Consider the following 25759-nt stretch of genomic DNA (forward strand, 5'->3'; position numbering starts at 1 on the left):
ATTATAATCCATTTGCGCCAAATTAATCCCTGCAAACGCCATATTATGCTTTAAAAAAACCGCCTTCCATATAGAAGGCGGTTCAAGGACGGAAATATAGAATATATTTAAAAGAAATACAACCCGATGCTGATAATTACGCCACTTAATAGTAAAACGAACACGCAATAGCCCATGATGTCTTTTGCACGCAAACCAGCGATAGCTAATGCTGGCAATGCCCAAAATGGCTGTATCATGTTTGTCCAAGCGTCACCCCAAGCTATGGCCATTGCAGTTTTGGAATAACTTACGCCAAGTGTTTGAGCAGCGTCTAACATAATGGGTGCTTGCACAGCCCATTGACCTCCACCAGAAGGAACGAAAAAGTTAACAATCCCTGCTGAATAGAATGCAAAAAGAGCAAATGTGTTTTCATTTGAAATGCTTACGAAGGCTTCAGACATAACTCCCGCAAGACCTGATGTTACCATCATCCCCATAATTCCAGCGTAGAATGGGAATTGAATGATGATACCTCCTGCAGTTTTCACCGCATTTGCTACGGCTGCTAAATATCTTCTAGGTGTTCCGTGGAAAATGATGCCGAGAACCACGAAGATTAAGTTAACAATGTTGATATTTAAATCAAAACCTTTAGTAGCAAAGTGATAGCCTAAATAAACAAGGCCAAGTGCTCCAATTAAAATTGACAACACATAGCTATTTTCCATTTTGGCAGCTGGTGTTAAATTATTTGTTTCCTCTACTTCGATTTCCTCCACTAATAATGCTGGATCGACAATGAAAGTGTCTTCCTTTCGTGGCATCATCCAACGATTTAATAATGGCACAGAAATTAAAAGTAAAACCACAATGATTAGATTGTAAGTAGAAAAAATAGTTTCAGACGTAGGAATGACACCCATTTGTTCAGCAAATGGATGACCATCTGTAGCGATAGACAAAGGAATAGACCCAGCCAAACCACCATGCCAGATGATGAATCCTGAGTAAGCACTAGCGATTAATAAACGATAGTCTACGTTAGGTACTTGACGGGCAATTTCTTTGGCGAATAAAGCACCGATTACTAAGCCAAAACCCCAGTTAATCCAACAAGCTACCAATGAAACAGCACTGACCAATAGAATAGCAGAACCAGGTGTTTTTGCTCCTCGCGCCATGCTACTAAGTAATTTTTTGAAGACGGGACTACTAGCTAAAACGTGACCAGCTACTAACACGATGACCATTTGCATCGTAAATGCTAATAAACCCCAAAATCCATCTCCCCAATAAACGACCATGTCTAATGGGCTAGAATCGGTTAATCCAATTCCTAATAAGAATACAAGTACTGTTAATATAGCTACAAATATGTATGGGTCCGGTAAATAACGTTCCATGAGTGTGTTCGAAAAGCGTGTAAGAGTTTTCATTATTTGCCCCTTCCTATTAATCTCCCGTCCTTTGAATATATTATCTTAAATTCAAAATATTCGCCAGGCAATTAATTAATTACTCTGAAAACTAAAATTATTTAATAAATAATGAAACGAAATCATTTATTGGAAGTCTAATCCATTAACAAGCGTGTATGAAGGGGAGAGGACAGTATGAAAAAGAGAAGCATGTGGCTCTTATTCGCAGCGGTTATCACCGTGTTGGTGTTAGCATTCGGATTTTTTATTGATAAGGTGACGGTTAGTGCTTCACCAGTAGCGTTATCAGATTCAGAATGGAAAGTGAATTTTTCGTCACCACTAAAAGAAACAGCAATAATCGATGGGAATTTATATTTAGTTGATCAACAAGGTATTGAACCAGAATCGACCATTACGATGACTAATCAAAATCGCACACTTGAAGTGTCGGGATTGAAACCAGGTTCATACAAATTACACATGAAACGGGAAGCACTTCAAGGTGGTTTTCTCAAAAACATGTCCATTAATGAACTATCGTTTATCGTTCAAAAAGAATTACAACCGGTTAAATCGGAAAAAGAATTAAAAGACTACTTCGCGACTATTCGAAAAATGATGGCTCAAAACAATGTTGAAGAAGCTGAATTTGTAACCGATGAATCCACAATGGACAGCAAGTCGTCTGGTTCTGGAGAAGGTGTAGGTGGAGAAGTCGAGTATTCAACTACGAATAATCAAGTTAAAGGCGTTGATGAATCCGATTCTGTGAAAACAGATGGCTCCTATATTTATTCGATTGGGAATGGTCGTGTGGTGATAGCAGACATTCGAAATCCTACTGAGATGCAAAAAGTTGCAGAAATCCCGCCTGACGATACCTATTATCCGACACAGCTATTTTTACATGAGAAAACCCTCATTGTATTTGGCGATAAGCATGTTCCCTACGATTACTCAGGTATTGCTGGGTCAAATGAAAAAATGATGATGCCATTTAATAGTTCAACCAATGTTCGTTTTTACGATATTCAAGACGCCAAATCACCAAAGTTAATTCGTGAAATTGGATCGGAAGGTTATTTAAATGGTGCTCGTAAGAAAGACAATATGCTTTATTTTGTGACGAATGTGGCTTCCTATTTTAGAATGTCTACGGATGAAGAAAATCTAGAATTGCGCCCCTACATTTATGATAGCGAAGAAGGCGATAAAGCTTCGCCGCTTCCATATTCAGATTTATCGATTCTGCCAGGGACACTAGATGCGACTTATAGTGTAATCACAGCAATGGACTTAACCAATCCAAAAGAATCTCAAATCACAACAAAGGGCTATCTCGGCAGTAGCCATTCCTTGTATATGTCGAAGGAAGCTTTATATTTAACAGCGCCAATCTATATGTCAACTTCAACTACAGATAACGATGCCTCGAGTGATATGATGTGGAATCCACAGGAGAGCAATACGGAAATCTTTAAATTTAGTTTAGAAGGAACGAATGTTAAGTTCGTATCCTCTGGTGAAGTAACAGGCAGTTTGTTAAATCAGTTTTCAATGGATGAACACAAAGGGTATTTCCGAATCGTTACAACGAAAGGATTCGCTTGGAATGAAGAGACGCCATCTGAAAATAATTTATTTATACTCGATTCCGGCATGAACCAAGTGGGTTCAATTGAAGGGTTAGCGAAAGGGGAACGTATTTATTCCGCACGTTTTATGGGGGATAAAGCGTATATGGTAACCTTTAAAGAAACGGATCCTTTATTCGTCATGGATGTGTCAAATCCGACTTCACCAAAAGTATTAGGTGAATTAAAGATTCCTGGATTCAGCAATTACTTGCATCCATTAGATGAAAATCATTTAATCGGCTTTGGATACGATACGTTCTCAAGAGACGTTGGAAATGGGCAAACAGCAATTATGACTGGGGGGATGAAGGTTTCTTTGTTTGATGTATCTGATTTCGCCAATCCATTAGAAAAGGATGTAGAGATTATTGGGGGACAAGGAACGTCTAGTCCGCTTCAATATGATCACAAGGCTCTATTTCAACATCGCAAAAACAACTTATTTGGCTTCCCGATCACTGTTTATCAAGGAGGAAAGGATGGATATGGGGAATACGCAGGTCAAGGTGCGATCGTATATGAAGTTACTGCTGAAAAAGGAATTCAAGAGGTTGGAAATTTAATTAAAGAAAAGAATCCTCAACATCCGTATGAAGAATGGGAGAAATCAATTCAACGAATGGTTTACGTAGGTGATGTTTTGTACACGATTTCTATGGAAGAAATTAGAAATTATGATTTAAAAACGTTTAAAGAAATAGGTGTTATCTCATATTAAGGGAAGGCAGACTGCTAACGCGTAACGCTTAGTGGCCTGCTTTTTTTGTGCAATTTAACTGAGCTTTGTAAGATTTAAACAAGGAGAAATATAGAAGAAATAGTTGTTTGAATTTGTGTACCTGGTATTTTTGTGGTGAGCGAAAGGAAAAAAATTCAAAAAACAAGATTGACAACTAAGTGTATTAACCATACAATACACTTATAACTGTATGAACCACTTAATACATACACTATAAAAAGATTAAGTAGTACACGTCAAATTACGTATAGGAGTTGCTTTGATGAATGTGAATTTTAATAATCGCGATCCCGTGTATTTGCAAGTTGTTCGGAATTTTAAAGAGAAAATTGCAAATGGAGAATTGGTCCCAGGAGATGACATACCATCAAGACGGGAGTTAGCAAACATGTTAAAGATAAATCCTAATACTGCACAACGTGCCTATAAGGAAATGGAGGAACAGGGTTTGATCCATACAGAAAAAAATCACCCAAGCAAAATTACGACGGATGCAAAGATTCTAGGAATGGTAAGAGAAGAGTTGCTTGTTGAAGCAGTGGATACATTTGTGACATCCGTAAGGTCTATAAATGTTCCAGTAGATGAATTATTGAACTTGGTAAAAACAAAATACACAGAGATTAATGATGACAAGGGGGCTTGAAAATGATCGAAGTAAAAGAGATCACAAAGAATTTTGGTCGAAAAAAGATACTAAAGGGTGTTTCATTTACAGCTAATAAGGGTGAAATCACTTGTTTAATTGGAATTAATGGAGTTGGCAAAACCACCATTTTAAATGCCATTATGGCACTTACCCCAATTAACAACGGACAAATATTAATAGACGGAGAAACCATTCATAAAAAAACGTTTGAAAAAGTTACCTTCATTCCTGATGCAATAACGATGCTCCCACATATGAAAATATCAGAGGCGATGGAGTTTATGAATGACTTTTATGCATGTTGGAACCAAAACCGAGCAACGGAATTACTTGGCTTTTTTAATTTAAACGTATCCGATAGAATATCTTCCTTATCAAAAGGAAATACAGCAAAAGTTAACTTACTTCTAGGTTTAGCAATGGATGTTGATTTTGTATTAATGGATGAACCTTTTTCCGGAATTGACATGTTTAGTCGGGAAGAAATTGCTAAAGTGTTCACGAGTCATTTAATTGAAAATAGAGGCGTTATCATTACGACTCATGAAATAGGTGATATTGAACATTTAATTGATAAGGTAGTGCTGTTAGATGAAGGGATTGTAATCAAGGAGTTTAGCGCGGAAGAAGCTCGTGAAAACGAAGGAAAATCTGTGGTTGATGTCATGAGAGAGGTGTACCAGAGATGAAAAACTTTTTAAAGTTGTTGAATTTTGAATTTAATCGTTCTGCGAAATTATTTGCAGTTTTACTAAGCATTACACTAGTTATACAAGTTATTGGCGTCATTGTGTTGTCCAATAAATATCTAAACATGGCGAACGAAAAAATGTATGAAGAGTTCATGCCAAAAGCAGAATTCTTATCAAACTTTGGTCAAATGAGTTTCCTATCGGTAGTAGGAAGTGTATGGTTCCTTGGTCCAATCGCTTTATGCATAGCGGCTGTAGGATTCTATATTTTCATCATATGGTATCGCGATTGGTTCGGAAAAAATACATTTATATATCGATTATTAATGCTGCCAACTACGAGATTGAATATCTTTTACGCTAAAATAACAAACATTTTATTATTGACGTTTGGTTTTGTAGCATTTCAACTAATTTTAATTCCAATAGAAACGACGATTCTGAAATGGATGGTGCCAGATGAGTTCCGAGTAGACTTGAATGTCAAAGACATTATCAGCAGCATGCCTGAATTAAACATATTTATGCCAACAAGTATTTTTGGAGTTATTGTATTTTATGGGGCAGGATTTATGGTTGTGTCCATTCTATTTACGGCAATCTTATTTGAAAGAAGCTATAAATGGAAAGGGATTTTTGCTGGAATCCTATATAGTTTAATGGCTGTAACTGTATTTATTTCACCACTACTTTTGCAAGATTTTGTCTTGAATGACTTTTTCTATCCAATGGAATTATTTGTATTGGAGATTGTAATGGGGATCATCGTACTTGCAGCGTCCATTTGGATGAGTGGATTTTTATTAAAGAAAAAAATAACGGTATAGGGAGCGTGTAGAAATGAAGAAGTATTGGAAATTCACAGCAACTATAGCTGTTATTGTACTTAGCATTGGAGCATTTTACGTCAATTCAGCTTTGTCAGCTCCGCAATACCCAGAATTTGAGATTAAAAAGCAGAGCGGTGACGCTGGAGAAATCAAATCATTGGTATTGGAAGGTGGTTATCATGAAGGCATTGTGATGAGTTATACGAACACGCACTTTAAAATCACTTCTGATGGCTCTGAAAATACAGATAGCAATTCATTTTTAGATCAGGTTAGGGGACAATCGTCTCCAGTCATCAAGGATTTACAGAAGAATTATCGTGAATTCATGCGAGGAAAAAGCCAAAGCGTCGATTCCTTTTTTGAGAACGATAAATTACTAGCGTATGCAGACGTGAAGTATGAAATGGGTGTATCCTCTTCAAGAGACTTTAAATTTGATATATCCATATTAAATAAAGATGATGGCAACACAACTTCCTTCAATCTTAATGTTCCAGACAAATCCGTAGCTGATTATATATTTGTTGAAGATGTACAGGTAATTGATAACGAGCTAAAATTGATTACACATAATACGATGTGGAAAAATGAAAAATATTTCAATGAAAAACATATCTACACTCTCGACATATCCGCTGGAAAAATAACCAGCAACGAAAAGATTTTATCCATTCCTGAAGAACAAGGTAATTCATATGTTGATGCTCAATTAATCAATACTAATCCTTTACAGTCTAATGAAAATCTTGTGTTTTTAATAACTCAAAGCAATTTAGAAGAAGGATCAGATGGGCTTAGAGAAGCGAGTTCGAGTAAAGAGATATTATTCTATAATTTAAAAACGCAGAAAAAAGACACCATCGAAATGCCAGCGAGTTTGAATGATAATCAAGTTAGTTTTTTGGAAGGTTCAGCGATGTATTTTTCGAAATTTAGTGGGCAAAGTTTAATTGTGACTCCTTATAATATTGAAAATCATGAAGTTGGTGATGAGTTTACAATCCAATTGTCAAATGCAAATGAGGCTCCGCCACTAATAATCGTTAAAGAAAGTAAGTTATATGCAGTATCCCAAATTATGAATTCAAAAACGAATGCAAGTGTTGCTGTAGTAAATGTGAAAACTGGAGAATCGCTTTATGAGGGTGAAGTGGTTAGAAAAAACACTTCAAAAAATATGCAAGAGTTTGAGCTGTATATATATGACATGTCAGTTAACTAGATTAAATAGCTGTAATGGAATGGTCGGACTCCGCGTGAACTAAGCTTTATTTAATGGACAGTTTAATAACAGAGCTTCAAGTTTATTTTCCAATTAGATGACTTCGGTATTGTACCGGAGTCATCTTTTTTAATTACACTATTTACGAGAGAAATTATAAAGAGAACATATAGTCATTACCTTTTCTAGGTTCAGTGCGCTATGTGTTCAACGGGTATATGTTGAAATAATGCCACATCAAATAGTCCAGTGTCTGTTAATTTTAATGAAGGAATCACAGGCAAACTAAGGAATGATAAGGTCAACATTAAATGGTAATCAAGTGTCGGGTGAATCGTATGGAGTGCTTGATGGAGCTGTTGAAGATCTTGAGTAGCTTGTTTAGTAGGGCTCTCAGTCATTAACCCGCCTATAGGTAAAGCTAATGACGCCAGGACTTTGCCTTCATTGACGACCACCAAGCCGCCTTGCATGGATTGAAGCTCTTCTATGGCAGATAACATATCCTTATCATTTGTGCCAAGAACAATCGCATTATGTGAGTCATGTGCGATTGTGGTAGCAACTGCGCCACTTTGAATGCCAAAACCTTTTACGATTCCTAGTCCAATCGTGTGCTTTTGGTGATGGCGCTCGATGACTGCTAATTTCAATTGGTCTTGATGAATGTTAGGAATAAAAAACCCTTCATGAACATCGACTGATTCAATGACTCTATTGGTTGTCAGCTGATTTGGAATAATTTCGATTACGTTTGCAGTTGAACCCTCTGAAAAAGAGATTGCTAAATCTGAAGCTGTCAATGAAGGCAAGTGAACAGATTGGCGAATTCGGTCTGAACAATCCGTCATGCTAGTTGTTGAAGTGACCATTTCACCTTTTTGTGAAACCAGTATACCCTTTTTCCACACAGAAGATATTTCGAGCGTTTCTAAATTGTCCAGTAAAACAAAGTCCGCTTTAAATCCAGGTGCTAGTGCGCCTTTGCCACTTAGCCCGTAACATTCTGCTGCATTAATGGTAGCAAGTTGAATCGCTTGTAATGGTTCCATCCCTGCTTTCATTGAAAGTCGAATGGCATGATCAATGCTGCCTTCATCAACCAGTTCATCTAAATGTTTATCATCAGTGCAAAATAAAAACCTACGTGCATTTTTTGCAGTAACAGCCGGCAAAAGATCGTGTAAATTTTTAGCAGCAGAACCTTCGCGAATCAATACATACATGCCTTGTTCGACACGATCAAGTGCTTCGTCAGCTGAAGTACATTCATGGTCCGTTTGAATACCAGCTACTCGATAACCACGAATTTGATGATGTTGTAAACCAGCCCCATGACCGTCAATTCGTAATTTTGCATGTTGCGTCATGGCGATTTTTGCCAGCATGCTCTCATCCCCATTTAATACCGCAGGATAATCCATGACTTCTGCTAGTCCGATTACAGATGGATGAGTTAGTAGTGGAAATAAGTCTTCTGCTTGAAGAATTGCACCTGCATGCTCAAATGAGGTGGACGGAACACAAGAAGGGAGCATAACATAGATATCCATTGGACTTATTGCGGCATCATCTAACATGAATTGAATCCCCTCAATCCCAGCCACGTTGGCAATTTCGTGAGGATCCGTAACAACTGTGGTCACACCATGGGGCAATAAAACATCTCCGAATGCAGAAGGAGTTAGCATGGAGGACTCGATGTGGATATGCCCATCAATTAATCCAGGGATTACATAACGTCCTTTCGCATCCATTTCACTTAAGGCTTGAAATGAACCGGAGCGATCGATAGCAATAATCTGGCCATCTGATACCACTATGTCTGCTTGAATCCAAGTCAACGAAAAAACATCGGCTACCATAGCATTTCGAAGAATGAAGTCGGCGGGAAGAGACCCTTGTGAAGTAGCAATTCGTTTTTGAAGCTTGCGAATAAAATCCATGGATGAATGACCTCCTATCTAAAAAGTTCATGTATCTTATTCGTATTATTGTACAGCGTTTGATGTATTAGTTGTAGTTTCAGTATCTGTTTTATGATTCCTACAATATTTGTTTTTTAGACGGAGGTTCGATAATATGATGCAAAAGGTATTTTTGAAGGGAGTGGGCAAAATTGCTGAATGAGAAAAATGATTTGGCCATTGATTGTTGCCTGCTAGCAGGTCGATTAATGATTGAAAGTGGTGCAGAAACGTATCGAGTTGAAGATACAATGACACGAATGGCGATTTCGCAAGGTTTAATCGGCACTCAAAGTTTCGTGACACCAACAGGAATCATGTTTTCGTTAGGAAAGGATGGTTCCACGAGATTAATGGCGATTCGCTTAAGGATTACAGATTTAGAGAAAATAGCCTTAGTCAATCAAGTGTCACGTAAATTGACGACCACCGAATTAACAATCGAAGAAGCATATGAGGAATTGCAACGAATTGCCAGTGCCAATTTATTGTTTCCGTTTTCTTGGCAATTAATTGCTGCAGCTATAGCAAGTGGATGTTTTCTAATCCTTTTTGAAGGAACTGTATGGGATGTTCCTGCAGCCACTGTCGCCGGAGGGTTGGGGTTCATTGTCGTTACTTTAATACATGAGTTAACGAGAGTTAAGTTCTTTGCGGAATTCATTGCGGCATCTATTGTGGGACTAACCGCGTTTTTATCCACCTTTTTAAATCTCGGTCAAGACTTAAACATTATTATCATTAGTGGTGTAATGCCACTTGTTCCAGGACTTTTAATTACAAATGCAGTTCGCGATTTAATGGCTGGACACTTTGTTTCTGGTGTTTCAAAAGGAGCGGAGGCTCTATTAACTGCTTTTGCCATCGGTGCAGGAGTTGCGCTCGTACTATCATTTTAGGAGGGATGTCATGACGTGGATTATACAGGGCATTCTAAGTTTTATTATTGCTGTATCGTTTGCCATTATATTTAATGCACCACGTAAAAAGGTCGTTGCATGTGGAGTTGTTGGAATGAGCGGCTGGATGATTTTCAGTGCCTTTACAATGATTTCTCAAGATCAAGTTCAGGCATCATTTGCGGGTGCTTTTGTTGTCGCATTAGCAGCACATATATTATCGAAACGATTTAAAATGCCCATGATTATTTTTAGTGTACCGGGAATTATTTTACTTGTACCAGGTGGTCTTGCTTATAACGCCATGCGTAATATTGTTGAAAACGACTATTTAACAGCGATTGGTTTCGCTTCCAAAGCGTTCATGACGTCAGGCGCAATTGCCATGGGGTTGGTATTTGCAGAAGTTTTAATGCAATTGGTTTTTAGATATATGGCCAAAAGAAAGACTGTCGTTGTGAAGTAATTTCGCACGACAGTCATTTTTAATGACAATATGCTGTTGATATTCAGAAATACAACTTCGCTTTCGTTGATGAGCACACGTGCTTGATTCTATAAAATTATTTAAAAATTCCTAAGTCATATAGACTCAGGAATTTTTTGATGAAATCGTTTGTTCTAAGTCTTCAGATGTGACTGGGTGACCAATATAATATCCTTGTAGTGCGTCACAACCAAGTTCTTTTAATAGCTCGAACTGTTCTGTAGTTTCAACACCCTCGGCCAAAACTCGAATACTCATTGATTTTCCGAACTGAATCATACCATGTACCAATTTCTGTAGCTTTTCCTGCTGCATAATCGATGATATGAAAGACTGATCAATTTTCAGTTCAGAGATTGGTAACAACTGCATGTATCTGAAAGATGCATAGCCTGTCCCAAAGTCATCCAGTACAAATGCAACACCATCTTGTTGCAATAAACGCATTTGACGAATAATCGATTGTTCTGCTTCAGCCTCAAGTGCAAACTTTTCCGTGATTTCAATTTGCAATAAGTGAGCTGGACAACTGTATTTTTCAAGAGTTTGGCGAATTTTTTTCACCATATTATGATCTCTGAATTCACGGACAGATGAGTTAATACTCACTTTTAGTGGACGGCCTTCTTTTAGCCAAATTGCAGCTTGTTTACAAGACTGTTCAAGCATAAATGTCCCAATGTCGTGAATCATACCTGACTCTTCAGCGATTGGAATTAATTCATTAGGATGAACAGTTCCAAGCACTTCATCTTGCCAACGTACTAACGCTTCAACTGCATAAATATTACCAGTGCGAACATCAAGTTGTGGTTGATAATAAACCTGTAAATCCTTTTGATGTAAAGCTTCTATTAATCGTTTTTCAATCGTTAACTTTCGGCTAAGTGCTTGATGACTGGATTTCGAAAGACTAACAATATTGCCTCCACCTTCTTGCTTCACTTTATGAATGGTTGCGTTAGATGCTTTCATTAAGTGAAGAAAAGTGGATTGATCTTCTGGATAACGTGTAATTCCGCCACTAATTGAAATCGGAATAGCTGTGTTTCGAATATAAATTGGATGTTGTTTTAAATAAATTAAAAAGCCTTGTATAAACCATTCACTAAGAGGGGTGAGAACGACGAATTCATCAACGCCAACTCTTGCAATATCGCTATCTTGGAAATACATTTTCATACGTTTGGCAAATTCAAGTAACAGAGTTGTTTCAGAATCCTCGTCATGCATATCTTTTAACGTGAAAAATTTATCAATATCTAAAAAGACAAACGAAAAATGACGTTTTTCTTCAATAAAATTAGAGACGATATATTCTAAGCGATGACGATTCATCAAATTAGTCTCAGGATCTACATATGCGATTTGCTCGAGATGAGTTTGAAGACGTTTCTTCTCTGTAATATCTTTTTCTAAAATGCAGTAGTACATTGTGTCATTAGAAGAAGTGGTTACTGGAATAGCGGTCATTTCTACCCAATAAGTTTCTCCATCTTTCGTAATCTTCTCAACTGAACCTTGCCATACTCGATTACTTTTTAACGAAGTCCATATTGTATTGGCAAACATTTCACCAGTTCCAGGAGGGAATAACTGCCAGAAAGATTTTCCTACTACTCTTTTTGGTGTCCATTTACTCGTTTTTAAAAATAAATCATTCGCATAAATAATAAGACCTTCTTTATCAATATACGTAAGCATAAATGTTTGGTCTAATCCGTTTTTAATACTTGCCAATTCATGAGCGCCGGTGGTGTCATTCGTAATAGATGAATTATCTTGTTCAAATAAAAACATAACGCATCTCTCGTTATCTATCGTTAACGATTTTAAAACAGCAGATACATGAACTTCTTCACCTTGCTTTGTATGTAAAAGAAAATCTTCAAATCGAATAGGATCGATGCTTCTAAGCACTTGATCCCAAGTAGCCTTATGCATCGCCGATTTTTCTTCTTCGATAAAAGGATAAAATTGGCCAACGACCTCTTCTGCCCGATAGCCAAAAGTTTTTTCGGCTTCTCGACTCCACCAAAGAACAATCCCTTCTTTAGTTGTCAGCATCATTGGAAATGGTACGTGGTTAAATATTTCGTTCCCTGATTCCAATATTTGTTGCAATCGATTCATATTTAAGGACTCCTTGTAAACCATACTACTTTATATTATAAAGAAGTCTTACGATTACGTCATTAATTTGAAAAAAGTTTATTCTGAAAAATAAAGGAAAATAGTTTTTTTATATAACGATATGAGTGTGGTTTTCTCTGTTGAAGTTTTATTAATCAAAGAGTGGATCATCTAGCTTGGCTACATAGAAGGGGATGCACGCGAAAAAGTAGAGGTGGTTTATCGTAAGTTTTCTTTTATCACATTGATTGTCGAAAAAAGGATAAATATAAAATATTTTTAATAGCGTGTGAATTTATCTGTGAGAAGAGTAGGATATAAGTTATGATATATAGGTAGGTGGTCGCATGGAACGCGTAAAAGGTATTGCATTGATTGTCACAGGAGCTATGCTATGGGGTGCAACAGGCCCTTTAATGGAATGGATTTTAAATAATTCAGCACTGTCAGTAGCATTTATGTTGACCTTACGATTATTTATTGCAGGTTCCGGTTTACTTATGTTTTTAAGGCTTCAAAATAAAGAGATTTATCGTATTTGGAAAGATCCCTATTGGACTAAGCGTTTATTAATTTTTGCTGTGTTCGGAATGCTTGGTGTTCAATACTCTTTTGTCGCTGCTATTGAAGCTAGTAATGCAGTAGTTGCAACACTCCTTCAGTTTTTAGCGCCGATTTTTGTCATTCTTTTCGTCTCATTGAGTTTAAAGAAATGGCCACCATCCATACAGGTGATTGGAATTATCGGGACGTTATTTGGTTTGTTTTTGCTATTAACAAATGGAACATTATCAACGCTCTTTATTAGTCTAGAAGCTGCTGCATGGGGTATTGCTGTTGGCTTTTCTTTCGCCTTTTATATTCTATATCCCACAGCTTTAATGAAAGAGTGGGGCGTCATATTAGTTGTGGGTTGGTCAATGTTAATGGGTGGAATAATCTTAGGCATTGTAACAAGAATTTGGGAATCATCCGAGTGGATTTATTTGATGGATGTGAAATTAGTCTTGTTGCTTATGACAGTTATTATTTTTGGTACGCTAGCATTTGTTTTGTTCCTAAGTAGCATGAAGTACATATCAGCTACAGAAACTAGTATTCTTTCAAGCATTGAGCCTTTAACAGCAATGGTTATTTCAGTAATTTGGTTAAATCAATTATTAGGAGTGTGGCAATGGATAGGGGCGATTTGTATGTTGTTTTTTGTCACATGGTTATCAATTTCCGGTAAAAATTCGTAAAAGTTTGCCGATACTATTATTATGACACGAGGAAGCAGGGACTATAATCATGAGTAAATTCAAACGAAATCCATTCAAAAGCTCTAAAGTCAAAGTACCTAAAGTTAAAAAAGTAAAAGAACCAAGAGTCGGATCTTCAAAATTTAAAATGAAAGCTCCTAAATTCAGAAAATCGAATGCTAGGTTTAACATTCGGAAAAAATTAATCATCGCGTTCTCATCTATTATTCTATTATTCTTAATACTAAGTGGTATTGCTGTATACAGTACGATCGTGCTGAATGACAACACAAAAGAACTTAATACACGTATTTTACCTCGAGTAGATGCAGTGAAATCTTTAAACTATCGTATGGAAAATGTCATGAGTTTAACTCAAAGACATGTTCTATCCACCGATGTAACTGTTAAAAAAGAAACATCAGAACGTATAGATGCACAAGTTCAGGAAATCAATACATTGCTAGAGAGCTATGGAAAACTATTGCAAGATCCGATGGCTATTAATTTACATAAAGATATTGTAAAGAAATGGGATCAATACATAGAGAAAAATAAACAAGTCCAAGTGTTTAGTACAAAAGATAATACCAATCGAGCGGTAGCCCTTACATACGAAGGGAATGTTCAGTATGATTCGATCCAAAGAACATTGGATGAATTAGTGTATATCGATTTAGATGAAGCTGAAAGATTGGAAGCTCAGAGCAGCAGTACATTTAATGGCGTTATGCTAGCGTTAATTATTAGTATTTTGTTTGCTATTCTTGCAACCGTGGCGATTGCAATGTTCTTAACTCGTTTAATTCGTAAACCGATTGGATTGTTAACTGATCGATTTAAAGCGATGTCAAATGGTGACTTAACGGTTGACCAAATACAAATCAAAAACAGAGATGAATTTGGTGATTTAGCTGGTCATTTTAATACAATGTTAATGACGCTTCAAAAGCTTGTAAAAGATCTACAAGCTTCTATTTCAACAGTCGCTGTTTCGGCGGAACAAGTTTCAATTAGTGCATCTGAAACGAGTCGCGCGACAGAGCAAATTACAGAATCGATGGCTGATGTGTCTGAAGGTGCAGATGTCCAAGCTGAATCTGTTCGTCATGTGAGAGAATCGATTGGTGAGATGTCGACAGGTATGGAACAAGCTTCTGTAGCGATTCAAGATGTTTCAGACAAAGCTGTATCAACGACTGAGTTAACGACAACAGGTCTTCATGTAATGGAAGAAACACGTCAGAAGATGAACGAAATCCGTCTTGTTTCTGAAAAAACTGCAGATGTCGTGAGTGGATTAAGTGTGAAATCAGAAGAAATTGGTCAAATTGTCGGTCTTATAACAGCTATTGCGGAACAAACGAATTTATTAGCATTAAATGCAGCTATTGAAGCAGCTCGAGCTGGAGACCACGGACGCGGATTTGCGGTTGTTGCTGATGAGGTTCGAAAATTAGCAGAGCAATCTGCAAATGCTGCAAAAGATATTAACTCACGAATTGGGTCAATTCAACACGAAGTTAAGGAAGCTATAGTATCCATGCAAGGTTCCACGAAAGAAGTGGCTCTTGGAATTGGTTTAGCTGAAAAATCGAGTGAAAGCTATGATGAGATCGCGAAGATGATTAGCGAAGTTTCGGCTCAAACAGAAGAAATTACAGCGATCTTCCAACAAATGAATGCATCTGCTCACCAAATGGAAGGACGAGTTCGTGAGGTTGAAGCCCTTTCAACTGAAGCATCTGAACGCGCTCAGACGGTTGCAGCAGCAGCAGAAGAACAAAATGCTTCGATGGAAGAAATCACATCATCAGCCGATGTATTGAACGGACTTTCTGGAGAATTAAAACAACTTGTACAACAATTTAAAATTTAATGCAGTAGAGCTCCTTCTGAAAAGAAGGAGCTCTTTCTTTTTGACGTTTAAGTGTAATTACAACCAAGATCGCGAAATTTTTAACTGAAATGCTAAAATTCTAACTAAGTCCTCGAAAATTCTAACCAAGAACCCAGGAATTCTTACTTAGCGACTGCTCACTCACAGAAACACCCGCGAAGCGGGGCCATTCAAAATCTTGAAAAAAATTTGGACTGCCCGCTATGCTTGGCAGTCGTTGTTTGTTGGAAAAGCAACGTACGCTAATCCACTTGGAACAATTACAACTGAGATGTCGATTCTTTTAACTGAGATGGACACAATTCTAACTGAGACCTCCGAAATTCTAACCAAGAACCCTGGAACTCTAACTGAGCGACTGCTCACCAACAAAAAAATGCATATTTATCGTGTCTATAATGTACCCCAATCCTTTTCGTTGTGGCATAATGGGAACAATCAGATAATTAATTCGTAGAGCGAAGAAGTTTCAGGAGGCACAATGATATGAAAACCGTCTTTTCGTATGTAAAACCATATAAATGGCCAATAGCAATAGCACTATTCCTTATGCTGACGGAGCTTGCGGTCGAACTTGTCCAGCCATTGTTAATTGCCAAAATAATTGATGATGGCATTCTAAAACAGGACCAATCGGTCATTTGGGTTTGGGGATCCGTGATGATGGGGATGGCTTTTTTAGCCTTTCTTTCAGGAGCGACAAACTCTTACTTTGCTTCCCATGCGGCGCAAAGCTTTGCGTTTGATTTAAGAAGTGCGCTTTTTAAACAAGTACAACAATTTACGATGGCTACCTTTACGCGTTTTCCATCCTCAGGTCTTATAACACGATTAACGAGTGACGTAACAATGGTTCAAAACGTATTGTTTATGAGTCTTCGTATTATGCTACGAGCACCACTCCTTGTGTTAGGAAGCTTAATCATGGCTTTCATTGTCAACGCATATTTAGCTATGTTTTTAGTAGTCGCAGTACCGTTTCTTATTGTCTTTTTATACATAATGGTTAGAAAAGGAGTGACGTATTTTGCTCGCGTTCAAGTTAGTCTGGACCGAGTAAATCGTGTTCTTCAAGAAAACCTACAAGCTGTCCGATTAATAAAAGCCTATTTGCGTGGCAAGTATGAGTCTTCGCGGTTTGAACAAGTATCTGGATTATTGAAAATGGATACCGTGAAAGCTTTACGAATGATGGAAATTATTTTACCTCTTCTATTATTTGTAATGAATGTTAGTTTGCTTGCCGTTCTTTGGTTTGGTGCGGATCGAATACAGACGAATGATGCCCAAATCGGGGAGCTTGTAGCGATTGTCAATTACGCAATGAGAATGACCGGTGCCTTTTCAATGTTTGCTTTTATTATCATGGCGGTTGCTCGAGCGAAAGCTTCTGCTGAACGTATGGAAGAAGTTTTGTTGGTGAATGAAGGTCTAGAACGCAATGAACAAACAGGTGAAATGAGGAAGCTTGCAAACGGGGAAATTACGTTTAGAAATGTTTCCTTTAACTATTTGAATACGAAGGAACCTGTGTTAAAAGATATTTGTTTCACGGTGAGATCAGGTGAAAAACTCGCCATTATGGGAGCGACAGGTTCTGGTAAATCAACATTGCTTCAACTCATAACGCGCTTCTTTGATGCAACCAGTGGCTCAGTTGAAATCGATGGGAAAGATGTGAAGGATTGGTCTTTGGATCAATTACGGCAAACCATTGGGCTAGTTCCTCAACAGTCTCTATTATTCTCGGGGAGTATTTATCAAAACTTAGCATGGGGCAAAATAGAGGCTTCGATAGAAGAGTTAGAGCAAGCAGCCAAACAAGCACAGATTCATACCTCTGTTGAACAGTTTACAAAAGGATATGAAACGCGTGTAGGACAAAAAGGTGTAAATCTTTCAGGTGGACAGAAACAGCGTTTATCCATTGCAAGAGCTCTAGTGCGTAAACCAGAGATTCTTTTGTTGGATGACAGCACGAGTGCGTTAGATGTTAAGACAGAAACTGCTCTATGGGGTGCGCTTGAAAAAGAGGACGCGACAATGTTAGTAGTGACTCAAAAAATTAGAACAGCTAAGGGAGCAGACCGTATTCTTCTTCTTGATAATGGCCGGATTTCAGGATATGGCACTCATGAAGAGTTAGTGAGAAGCTCTAAATTGTATCGTGAAATAGCAGAATCTCAGCAAGAACTGGAGGTGTCTGAAAATGCGCAACATACTCTCTAAACCATTTGGCTATGAACCAGTTCTTTCGAAGGAAGATATTAAACCAGTCAAAAAGAAAAAAGGTGATCGACCGAGCGACTGGCAATTTGTCTTCAAACAAATTTGGAAGTTAGTAGATGAGCAACGGTTTCTTCTCATAACGGTTTTGCTGCTTGTCGTCATTAGTTCTGCACTAGCGTTAATTGGTCCTTTTTTAATCGGGAAAATTATTGATACTCATATTGTCGAAGGGCAATTTACAGGCATGCAATCGAAGATTGTGTGGTTAATTATCATTTATGTGTTTCTTTCTGTATCAATGTTTTTACAAAACTATTGGATGATCGGCATTGCACAACAAACGATTTATCGTATGAGAACAAGTTTGTTTGCTCATTTTCAAAAACTGCCCGTTTCATTTTTTGATAAAAGACAGCATGGAGAGTTAATGAGTCGTGTAACCAATGATATTGAGAATGTCAGTTCCACGCTCAATAGTTCATTTATTCAAGTGTTTTCGAGTATCTTAACGTTAACCGGTACCGTTATTGTTATGGTCATTTTGAGTCCTTTACTTACCCTTTTAACGATGACCATCATTCCGGTTATGTTTATTGCCATGAAGTGGATCACTAGAAGAACAGGTAAACTATTTAAAGAGCAGCAACAAGCTGTCGGTGATTTAAACGGAATGATTGAAGAAACAATTTCAGGTCAGCGAATTGTAAAAGCCTTTTCACAAGAAAACCGAGTCATAGACGAATTCACGGTAAAGAGTGAACGTCTCCGTCGAACCGGCTTTTGGGCTCTTACTTATTCAGGGTTCATCCCGAAAGTCATGAACATGCTGAATAACGCGAGTTTTGCCATTGTGGCAGGTATTGGTGGCTTGCTCGCGCTAAACGGACATGTAACGATTGGGACAATTGTTATTTTCTCTGAATATGCGCGACAATTCACGCGTCCTTTAAACGATTTGGCGAATCAATTTAATACGGTATTATCGGCAATTGCAGGTGCTGAGCGTGTATTTGTCATTATTGGTGAACCGATTGAGAAAGATGATGCAACCGATTATCAAGATATGGTTCTTACAGGGAAAGTGGAGTTTGAGAATGTGTCCTTTAAATATGAGCAGACGGATGATGAACATACAATTCGTCATGTGAATTTTACAGTATATCCTGGAGAAACAGCTGCTCTAGTAGGGGCGACGGGGGCTGGGAAAACAACTATCATGCAGTTATTAGCACGATTTTATGAAGCCAATGAAGGTCAAATTCGAATAGATGATATACCAATTCAGGAGTTACCAAGGCAGACATTAAGAAGTCAAATTGCATTCGTATTACAAGATCCATTTTTATTCGAAGCAACAGTGAAGGAAAACATTCGTTACGGGAAATTGAATGCTACGGATGAAGAAGTTATGGAAGCTGCGAATAAAGCCAATGCACATGAATTTATTGCGAAACTACCTTTAGGGTATGACACGATATTAACCGCGGATGGTGGAGAAATCAGCCAAGGACAAAAACAATTACTTTCAATTGCAAGAGCTCTTATTGCAGACCCTGTCATATTACTGCTAGATGAAGCGACGAGCAGTATTGATACCGTGACAGAAGTGAAGATTCAAGAAGCACTTGAACGGTTAATGGAAGGCAGAACGAGTTTTGTTATCGCACACCGTTTGAATACGATCCGACAAGCTGACGTTGTGTATGTGTTGGAGCAAGGAGAGTTAGTAGAATCTGGTAGTCAAGACGAGTTAATCGAAAGCAAAGGCTTGTACTATCAAATGCTTGCTGAATCCAAAATCTAAAAAGAAGGTGGACTCATTTTGAGATCCACCTTCTTTTTTAATTTGGTAATGGGGTTGGTGAAATACGTTTTCTTCTTTTAGGATTAAAGCCGCCAAGGAATAAACGACCATGAGGAACAAGTTTTTGAATGACAATCGAAGCGACGATTGGCACAATAAGCCCGAAGGCAGTAAATCCAATTAAGCCGTATTCAAAGTAATCGTTCAACACAATATCGGTGAAAATATGCAAATACATGATTGAAATCGAATGCTTCTCAATTTTTTGTAACCAGGATAGCGACATCTTAGCCGTGATGCGCTGCATCAGGCCGACGAAAACTAACGTAATCGATATAGGAATAAGTAAATCGAGCGTAAAGTGTTCATACCGCAAAAACTTCATACTTAAATGATAGTCAATGACATTGTACCAATCCAAAGTAAATGCTGAAATACTGCCTATTAAACCAGCAATGAACCATGGTGTGGTGATATTCATCCAAATATGTTTCATATAGTAACCGAGTGAGAAATAGACGACAGCCATTAGGGCTACATCGATATTCCAAATCATTGGTATTGTTTGAGAAGCTTCGTCAGGTGCACCGCCAATCACGCGCATTGCAAACAAACTTTCGACATGAGCAATTAGATAAAATACCGACAAAATAATAAACTGTTTTGTACGATTAAAATACTTAGTCATCCATAAGAAAAACAAGAATGTAAAGAATAGGGTAGTGACAAACCAAAACACGCCATATGCTCCACGTGCGAAACGGCCACCGATGACGAGTGTCCATAAGTCATTCAAGTACCATGAAAGCTCCATGTTTCCTGACCCGATTTCCATCCCATAACGGATGACAGTTATCGTTACAAGGAAAAATAAATATGGTACGATAAGCTGCATAAAGCGTTTGTAGATGACTTCTTTGGATTTGCCTTTTTCCAAAACAGGCTTAAAAAATAGCCCACTTAACAGGAAAAACGCAGGCATATGAAACCAATATATATACTTTCCTAATGGGAAATCTAATTGTCCTGGATAATGTCCAATGACGACTAAAATCATCAAAAATCCTTTTGTGACATCAACCCAATTTAAACGTTTCTTCTCCATGTGAAGGCTCCTTAAAATATCAAACTTTTGTTATTATATAGCCTTTCTCAATGAAAAATAAACCATTGTTATGGATTTGATACAAGCATGACATACAACTGATAGAAAGGTGGAAAATTGTGTGGATATTTCCTTAATGACTGTTTCCTTTCCTGTCGATCAAGATACAGCGAGAGAAATCATGGAACTCATTCAATTAACTGAAAAACAGGACCAGCTTTCATATGAGCAAGTACTTAATCTGTATCCAATGACAGATGAATCTGTCAAAGGGTTTGTAGTTGTAGCATATGATGAGGAAGAATTAGTAGGAGTCGTATCCGCTATTGATATGATTGGTGTTCATTCTTATGAATGGAGTGGACTTGTGCACCCAAGATATCGAAAGCAAGGAATTGGCAAAGCTTTAGTTTCGGCTTTGAATAAAAATCTTGAAATGCGTGGAGCGGAATCAGAGTTAGCACTCGCGATTAAAAACGCACCGAATGCCAAGCAATTTTTGGATGCATTAAATTACGAATGGAATTTCTCGGAAGCAACCATGCAAGCTGCCCCTGCTGAACAGAAATCAGATAGCCAAGTTCACGTGCAATCTTTAACAAATGAGCATGATGAAATTACGCAAATACTGATGAATGCATTTGGAGATACTGAAGAAGAAGTACACACCCTTTTGAATTTCAATGAGTCAAATCCGAGTCGCCATGTATACGTAGCAAAGATAAATGAGACTTGTGTAGGAACTGTCACGGTTGTCGAAGACGATCAGTCGTTTTGGATCACTGCGCTTGCAACAGATGCGTCTAAACAAGGGCAAGGCATCGGTTCTGCCATCTTGCATTTTGTATTAGCAGAAGCGAAAAACCGAGAAGTAGAAAAGGTTATGCTGGATGTAGAAATCGATAATGCTGGAGCACTATCCATCTACGAAAAAGCAGGGTTTAAAACAAATTTGCAAGTAGATTATTACGTAAAAACCACCACTAATTAAAGTGGTGGTTTTTATAATTTTAATTAGCAGCAACAAACGGTGGAAGGGGATCTTGGAACTTTGTCCAATCCCCCTTCATTTCTTCATCAGTTAATAAGCATTCATCAAGTTGCGATTCAATCTCAGATTGATCCATATCGAGTCCAATCCAAACCATTTCCGTTTGTCGATCTCCGTGTATATCATCCCAATTTAAGCTAATCGTTTCATCTTCAGCCATAATTTGTTTTTGTTCTGCTTTTGATAAACTCGCAATCCAATAGCCAGCTCCTTGGAATTGCAAAGAGTTTCCTGCCTGGGAAAGTAGACCGGCCATCTTATTTCTTGTAGCAAGCCAGAAAAACCCCTTCGAGCGAACGATTTCTTGCGGGAATGCACTAAGCCAAGCATTCCATCTCTCTGGATGAAATGGACGTTTGCGTTTATAAACAAATGAGCTGATACCATATTCATCTGTTTCTGGAATATGTTCTTCGTTTAACTCCTTCATCCATCCAGCGGATTGACTCGATTTTTCAAAGTCGAATAAATTTTGATTGAAGATAACTGAAGGGTTTACAACACCATTTTGAATAGGAATTAAAATGGCATCAGGATTCATTTTTGTTAAAAAGGATTTAAATGCTTGTAAATATTCGGTGGACACTAAATCAGTCTTGCTGATTAGAATGATATTTGCAAATTCAATTTGATCTATTAATAGATCAGATACATCACGCACGTCATGTTCGTCATCCGTTTGTTTTCGCTCCAAGAGGGATTCTCCGCTTTCATAATCACTCCAAAAACGAAAAGCATCGACTACTGTGATCATACTGTCTAAGCGACAATATTTAGAAAGATCAATCCCAACTTCTTCGTCTATATATGTAAACGTTTGAGCCACTGGAATAGGTTCGGAAATTCCCGTAGATTCAATAAGAATGGCATCAATATTGCCTTGTCTTGCTAGTTTCTCAACTTCAATCATTAAATCTTCACGTAATGTGCAACAAATGCACCCATTCGTTAACTCAACTAATTTTTCTTCTGTACGAGAAAATCCCTTGTTTTGTATTAATTGTGAATCAATATTAATTTCACTCATATCATTCACAATAACTGCAATTTTCTTTCCTTCTTTATTTGCTAACAAATGATTCATAACCGTTGTTTTACCTGCCCCTAAATATCCGCTTAAGACTGTAACGGGAATTTGATTATTCATACTTTCACTCCTTGAGCCTAAATAGTAATCATTACGATTTAAAGATACACGTATTTTTATAAGGTTGCAAGAGTAAATAAAAAAACCGCTTCTTCAAGTTAAGAAGAAGCGGCTAAAAATCTTTTAATTATTCAGTAGAAAATGAGAATAACTCGGTCCAATTAAATGAAGTTCATGCATGGGTCTAGTCATAGCCACATACAAAAGTTTGCGATCGATTGAATGTGGTCTAAAAGGTTCGTCAAGAGACGTCACCAAAACAGCGTCGAACTCTAATCCTTTTGCCAAATGACTCGGAACAATTAATAACTTCTGCTGATCAATGTCAGAGTGATCGGTTAATAATTGAACCGGAAATTCCTCGTTTAATATATGTGCAACACGAGCAGCTTCCTTTGTGGTCTTACAAATCAGTGCGATGGAATGATGCCCACGCTCTCTTATTTCAGTCAGTAAACTCGCTATTTTCTTTGCATCAATTTCTTTCATTTCATGAAAAAGTGGTGGAATGCCATGGCGAACTACGGGTTCAACAAGTGGCAACTCTTCCTCCATTTGAAGCAAAATGGTATTCGCCATTTCCATTATTTCAATCGTTGTTCGATAACTCTTTTGGAGAGTTGTATAGGTCGCTCTAGGGAAAAGTTCGACAACTGGATCCCATGAAGTCAATGCTCGGTAACTGTGAATGCCTTGGGCTAAATCGCCGACCATTGTGAACATATCCGTATCCAGTCCTTCTTTTAAAGCAGCAAGTTGAAAAATACTATAGTCTTGCACTTCATCAATAAAAACTACACGCATTTTCCATTGGTCAGAAATTCCTTTTACTTTTGAATGAAGATAGTAAAGGGGAGCTAAATCTTCTAATTCCCAAGAATCGCGGACATGATGCTGATGGAAAGATTGAAGTTGCTCTTCGTTCCAAATTGATGCATGCAATTCAAAAAATACGGAATCAGTCACGATGTTCCGATACATCGATTTGATAGAAGCTTTTTTGAAACGTCTCATATAAGCCGAAGCGGTTGATTTTGATTCTTTTTCAATTAATGGAATACGTCGATCGCGTTCATCAATGAATTTTGTCACTTCGGATTTCCGTTTTGCGTCATCTCGTATGCCAAAAAGGGCTTTGTCTAATGCATCGTCGTATTTTTGATTTAACATCAATAAAATTTCTTTCTTTTTCTGGCGCACATGTGAAAGTAAGATAGTTTTAATTCGTTCCAACCGTTTTTCAATTGGCATATAAGCGAAATCGACCAGAAATAGTTTCTTAAGACGAGCACCTTTCATGATTCGATATTTTTCAATGAAAATATCTTCGAATTGAGAAGCGATTTCTTTTTCATATTTCGTTACATACAAATCGAGCAAATCCTTATAGTCTAGGGATCCCTTCATTTGTGAAAGCCAAAGCATCTGTTCGTCTGGAACTGTTTGCTCCGTTAATGCAGCCAATTTTAAATTGGAATCGGATAATTTTACTTTAATGCCAGTTGCTTGTAAGACGTAATCCGCATAGGTGGTTTGACAAATTTGACTAACACCGAGTTCAGGCAATACATCGGCGATATAGTCCATGAATAATTTAGAAGGGGCGAGAATCATTAATTTGTCGGCAGGAAAGTGTTCACCCATTGTGTAGAGGAAGTAAGAAATACGATGAAGAGCAATTGTTGTTTTCCCACTACCGGCCGCACCTTGAACTAAAATAGGTTGTTTTAAGTGTGCCCGAATAATTTCATTTTGTTCAGCCTGAATCGTCGATACAATCTCAGTAAGGCGAACGTCCGCTTTTCCGGCTAGTGCATCTTGAAGTAATTCGTCGTTGGTTGTTAAATCGATATCACGAACGGATTGAAGTTCGCCTTGTTCAATTATGTATTGCCGTTTTGAAAACAAATGACCAGAAAACCGTTCTTCACGGACATCATACTCGATGTCCCCGAGTCGTCCATCGTAGTAAACGTTTGCGACGGGTGAGCGCCAATCAACGATAATCGGTTCTTGTGTTTCGCGATGGAATAAAGAGGTTTTTCCGATGTATAACATTTCACTGTCTTCGCCATCTTTTTGAAAATGAATGCGCGCAAAATAAGGCTTTTGCTGAATAGCTTCGAGTCCTTCTTTTTGGGACCGAGCCATTTCAAAAAACCGAGCATTCGTTAAAATATTCATATAGCTTAAACTGGAATCTAAGTAATCCAAATCGGCCATGGCGTGACGAATATTTTCTTGCGCAGATTTCACATCACGCATGGATTCGTCGAGGAGTTGTTTCATATAGTGTTTGGTGTAAGTCAGGCGCTCTTGCTCTTGTTCAAAATCAGGATGTTTCTGTGTCATACAGTCCTCCGCTATTTTGATTTTTGCGTCCTGCAATTCGTGATGGGTCTTACATATCAGGAATGTCTAACTACAAGCGCCAGCCTGCATCTAAGCTTAGGCCCATAGGAAGTGGGTCATGAAGGCGTTGCGACACGATGTCGCGTTCTTAGCCTTTCCTTCCTTAACTCATACGAAAGCAAGCTTTCGAATCGGTCCTTCCAGCGCCGATGTCAGGCTAGAGTAGCGCTTTTCGTTTTTCTAATGATGTTGGGGTTTGAAAACAG

General features: G+C 37.9%; 19 protein-coding genes. 13 read left to right on the forward strand and 6 right to left on the reverse strand.

What is annotated here, in order from left to right:
* Nucleotides 1-107: 107 nt before the first annotated feature.
* Nucleotides 108-1421 (reverse strand): short-chain fatty acid transporter, encoded by a 1314-nt coding sequence (locus AC3EA5_RS11680; RefSeq protein ID WP_488608504.1) that lies wholly within the window; start codon nt 1419-1421, stop codon nt 108-110.
* Between the two features lie 177 nt (nt 1422-1598).
* On the opposite strand from AC3EA5_RS11680, the gene AC3EA5_RS11685 reads away from it, so the two are divergent.
* From AC3EA5_RS11685 to AC3EA5_RS11705, 5 genes are all read left to right on the forward strand, one after another.
* Nucleotides 1599-3761, forward strand: a complete 2163-nt coding sequence (locus tag AC3EA5_RS11685) for a beta-propeller domain-containing protein (RefSeq protein ID WP_488608505.1) — start codon at nt 1599-1601, stop codon at nt 3759-3761.
* Between the two features lie 283 nt (nt 3762-4044).
* Nucleotides 4045-4428, forward strand: coding sequence for a GntR family transcriptional regulator (locus AC3EA5_RS11690; RefSeq protein ID WP_488608506.1), 384 nt, complete (start codon nt 4045-4047; stop codon nt 4426-4428).
* 2 nt (nt 4429-4430) lie between these two features.
* Nucleotides 4431-5120 carry an ATP-binding cassette domain-containing protein gene (locus AC3EA5_RS11695; protein WP_488608507.1) on the forward strand — a complete coding sequence of 230 codons (690 nt, stop codon included), beginning with the start codon at nt 4431-4433 and terminating at the stop codon, nt 5118-5120.
* A complete protein-coding gene (locus AC3EA5_RS11700) occupies nt 5117-5950 on the forward strand; it encodes a hypothetical protein (protein WP_488608508.1) in 834 nt (277 codons plus the stop codon). Before AC3EA5_RS11695 ends, AC3EA5_RS11700 begins: the two co-directional genes overlap by 4 nt.
* 13 nt (nt 5951-5963) lie before the next feature.
* The gene (locus tag AC3EA5_RS11705) at nt 5964-7178 is read left to right on the forward strand and encodes a hypothetical protein (RefSeq protein ID WP_488608509.1); all 1215 of its coding nucleotides are present in this window, start codon (nt 5964-5966) and stop codon (nt 7176-7178) included.
* 191 nt (nt 7179-7369) lie between these two features.
* Here the strand turns inward: AC3EA5_RS11705 and ade are convergent, their stop codons facing one another.
* Complete coding sequence (gene ade / locus AC3EA5_RS11710; RefSeq protein ID WP_488608510.1) at nt 7370-9124, reverse strand: adenine deaminase; 1755 nt, start codon at nt 9122-9124, stop codon at nt 7370-7372.
* 173 nt (nt 9125-9297) lie between these two features.
* On the opposite strand from ade, the gene AC3EA5_RS11715 reads away from it, so the two are divergent.
* Nucleotides 9298-10044 carry a threonine/serine exporter family protein gene (locus AC3EA5_RS11715; RefSeq protein WP_488608511.1) on the forward strand — a complete coding sequence of 249 codons (747 nt, stop codon included), beginning with the start codon at nt 9298-9300 and terminating at the stop codon, nt 10042-10044.
* Between the two features lie 10 nt (nt 10045-10054).
* Nucleotides 10055-10510, forward strand: coding sequence for a threonine/serine exporter family protein (locus AC3EA5_RS11720; protein ID WP_488608512.1), 456 nt, complete (start codon nt 10055-10057; stop codon nt 10508-10510).
* Nucleotides 10511-10636: 126 nt separating this feature from the next.
* On the opposite strand, the gene AC3EA5_RS11725 is transcribed toward AC3EA5_RS11720, so the two are convergent.
* A complete protein-coding gene (locus tag AC3EA5_RS11725) occupies nt 10637-12664 on the reverse strand; it encodes a sensor domain-containing protein (RefSeq protein WP_488608513.1) in 2028 nt (675 codons plus the stop codon).
* A gap of 347 nt (nt 12665-13011) precedes the next feature.
* On the opposite strand from AC3EA5_RS11725, the gene AC3EA5_RS11730 reads away from it, so the two are divergent.
* The 5 genes from AC3EA5_RS11730 (at nt 13012) to AC3EA5_RS11750 (ending at nt 19838) form a co-directional block, all read left to right on the forward strand.
* Nucleotides 13012-13905: a DMT family transporter gene (locus AC3EA5_RS11730; protein WP_488608514.1), complete on the forward strand. Its 894-nt coding sequence runs from the start codon at nt 13012-13014 to the stop codon at nt 13903-13905.
* A 49-nt stretch (nt 13906-13954) separates the two neighbouring features.
* Nucleotides 13955-15784 (forward strand): methyl-accepting chemotaxis protein, encoded by a 1830-nt coding sequence (locus AC3EA5_RS11735; protein WP_488608515.1) that lies wholly within the window; start codon nt 13955-13957, stop codon nt 15782-15784.
* A gap of 199 nt (nt 15785-15983) precedes the next feature.
* Complete coding sequence (locus AC3EA5_RS11740; protein WP_488608516.1) at nt 15984-16262, forward strand: hypothetical protein; 279 nt, start codon at nt 15984-15986, stop codon at nt 16260-16262.
* Between the two features lie 29 nt (nt 16263-16291).
* Nucleotides 16292-18034 (forward strand): ABC transporter ATP-binding protein, encoded by a 1743-nt coding sequence (locus AC3EA5_RS11745; RefSeq protein ID WP_488608517.1) that lies wholly within the window; start codon nt 16292-16294, stop codon nt 18032-18034.
* On the forward strand, nt 18015-19838 hold the full coding sequence (locus tag AC3EA5_RS11750) for an ABC transporter ATP-binding protein (protein WP_488608518.1): 1824 nt from the start codon (nt 18015-18017) through the stop codon (nt 19836-19838). The genes AC3EA5_RS11745 and AC3EA5_RS11750 overlap by 20 nt, the downstream gene beginning before the upstream one ends.
* A 37-nt stretch (nt 19839-19875) precedes the next feature.
* On the opposite strand, the gene AC3EA5_RS11755 is transcribed toward AC3EA5_RS11750, so the two are convergent.
* Complete coding sequence (locus tag AC3EA5_RS11755; RefSeq protein WP_488608519.1) at nt 19876-20943, reverse strand: acyltransferase family protein; 1068 nt, start codon at nt 20941-20943, stop codon at nt 19876-19878.
* 121 nt (nt 20944-21064) lie between these two features.
* On the opposite strand from AC3EA5_RS11755, the gene AC3EA5_RS11760 reads away from it, so the two are divergent.
* On the forward strand, nt 21065-21934 hold the full coding sequence (locus AC3EA5_RS11760) for a GNAT family N-acetyltransferase (protein WP_488608520.1): 870 nt from the start codon (nt 21065-21067) through the stop codon (nt 21932-21934).
* Between the two features lie 19 nt (nt 21935-21953).
* Here AC3EA5_RS11760 and AC3EA5_RS11765 read toward each other — a convergent pair whose 3' ends face one another.
* Nucleotides 21954-23141, reverse strand: a complete 1188-nt coding sequence (locus tag AC3EA5_RS11765; RefSeq protein WP_488608521.1) for a GTP-binding protein — start codon at nt 23139-23141, stop codon at nt 21954-21956.
* A 123-nt stretch (nt 23142-23264) separates the two neighbouring features.
* The gene (helD, locus tag AC3EA5_RS11770; RefSeq protein ID WP_488608522.1) at nt 23265-25493 is read right to left on the reverse strand and encodes an RNA polymerase recycling motor HelD; all 2229 of its coding nucleotides are present in this window, start codon (nt 25491-25493) and stop codon (nt 23265-23267) included.
* Nucleotides 25494-25759: the final 266 nt, after the last annotated feature.

This window comes from Paenisporosarcina sp. (assembly GCF_057785155.1).